This is a genomic window from Stenotrophomonas sp. 3diitr2024, from assembly GCF_042136455.1.
Classification (GTDB): domain Bacteria; phylum Pseudomonadota; class Gammaproteobacteria; order Xanthomonadales; family Xanthomonadaceae; genus Stenotrophomonas; species Stenotrophomonas sepilia.
In genome coordinates, this window is the sequence record NZ_JBHHMJ010000809.1 from 1 (window position 1) to 1,866 (window position 1,866).

Annotated in this window: 1 protein-coding gene; it reads right to left on the reverse strand. The window is 66.5% G+C overall.

The genetic code is table 11. From position 1 onward, the window contains the following. Window positions 1–99: 99 nt before the first annotated feature. On the reverse strand, window positions 100–1,557 hold the full coding sequence (gene guaB, locus ABGA94_RS21660) for an IMP dehydrogenase (protein ID WP_005416248.1): 1,458 nt from the start codon (window positions 1,555–1,557) through the stop codon (window positions 100–102). Between the last annotated feature and the right edge of the window lie 309 nt (window positions 1,558–1,866).

Consider the following 1,866-nt stretch of genomic DNA (forward strand, 5'->3'; position numbering starts at 1 on the left):
CCGCCGCGCCCGGAGACCCGGAGCGCGGCGGCGGTTCGGACAACGAACAGCCTGCCATCAGCAGGCTGCCCGTAATCGCAAGAGCAGTTCGCAAGCGCATCAGGCGCGGTAGTTCGGCGGCTCTTTGGTGATGGTCACGTCGTGGACGTGGCTCTCACGCTGGCCGGCGCCGCTGATCTTCACGAACTTGGGCTTGCTGCGCATGTCTTCGATGGTGGCGCAGCCCACGTAGCCCATGGTGGCGCGCAGGCCGCCCATCAGCTGGTGGATGATGCCGCCCACCGGGCCGCGGTACGGCACGCGGCCTTCGATGCCTTCCGGCACCAGCTTGTCGGCGGTGGCGGCGTCCTGGAAGTAGCGGTCCTTGGACCCCTTCTCCATGGCAGCCAGCGACCCCATGCCGCGGTAGCTCTTGTACGAACGGCCCTGGTACAGCTCGGTCTCGCCCGGCGATTCCTCGGTACCGGCCAGCAGGCCACCGACCATGATGGTCGAGGCACCGGCGGCCAGCGCCTTGCCGATGTCGCCCGAGTAGCGGATGCCACCGTCGGCGATCAGCGGGATGCGGTCCTGCAGCGCTTCGGCCACCAGATCGATGGCGGTGACCTGCGGCACGCCGACGCCGGCGACAACGCGGGTGGTGCAGATCGAGCCCGGGCCGATGCCGACCTTGACCGCGTCCGCGCCGCTGTCCAGCAGCGCCAGTGCGGCTTCGCCGGTGCAGATGTTGCCACCGATGACCTGCACGTTCGGGAAGTTCTTCTTGACCCAGCTGACGCGGTCCAGCACGCCCTGCGAGTGGCCGTGCGCGGTATCAACCACGATCACGTCCACGCCGGCGGCGACCAGCGCTTCCACGCGGCGGTCGGTATCGCCACCCACGCCGACGGCAGCGCCGACCAGCAGGCGGGTCGACAGATCCTTGGCAGCGTTCGGGAAGTCGGTGTTCTTCTGGATGTCCTTGACGGTGATCAGGCCACGCAGTTCGAACGAATCATTGACCACCAGCACCTTTTCGATGCGGTTGCGGTGCAGCAGCTGCAGCACTTCATCAGACGCGGCGCCTTCCTTGACCGTGATCAGGCGATCCTTCTTGGTCATGATGTGGCGGACCGGATCGTCCAGCTCGGTCTCGAAGCGCATGTCGCGGTGGGTCACGATGCCGGCCAGCTGGCCGTCGCTGCCCACCACCGGCACGCCGGAGATGTTGTGCGCCTGGGTCAGGGCCAGCACGTCGCGGATGGTGGTTTCCGGGCCGACGGTGATCGGGTCGCGGATGACACCGGCCTCGAACTTCTTGACCTTGGCCACTTCCGCGGCCTGCTGTTCCAGGCTGAGATTCTTGTGGATGATGCCCATGCCGCCGAGCTGGGCCATGGCGATGGCCAGGCGGGCTTCGGTGACGGTATCCATGGCGGCGGACAGGATCGGAAGCTTCAGCTTCAGGTCTCGGGTCAACCGCGTTTCGAGGTTGACGTCCTTGGGCAGGATGGTCGAGTGGGCGGGGACGAGCGAGACGTCGTCGTAAGTGAGTGCTTCAGCCTGGATGCGCAGCATCGGCATACCCGAGATGTGGGGAAGCGCGACATTTTACCCTGTTTTCGCGCCGCGTGGCAGGGGGGAGATGCGACGCAGTGTCGCGCCGGCGGCGATTGGTTCAGGGGCCCGCCTACCACTTGGTGGGTGCGGACCGTTGGTCCGCACTGCCCTTCAGACACCTGTGCCCCAGCATTGCGCCGACCAACGGTCGGCACCCACCTTAAGAGGATCACCCGAGCCAGCCCTGAAGCGCCTTTGGTGGGTGCGGACCGTTGGTCCGCACTGCCTTCATATACCTGTGCACCGGCATTGTGCCGACCAACGGTC

Bases quoted from the DNA above. Each gene is read 5' to 3' on its own strand.
- guaB (WP_005416248.1), bottom strand. From the start codon at position 1,557: ATGCTGCGCATCCAGGCTGAAGCACTCACTTACGACGACGTCTCGCTC.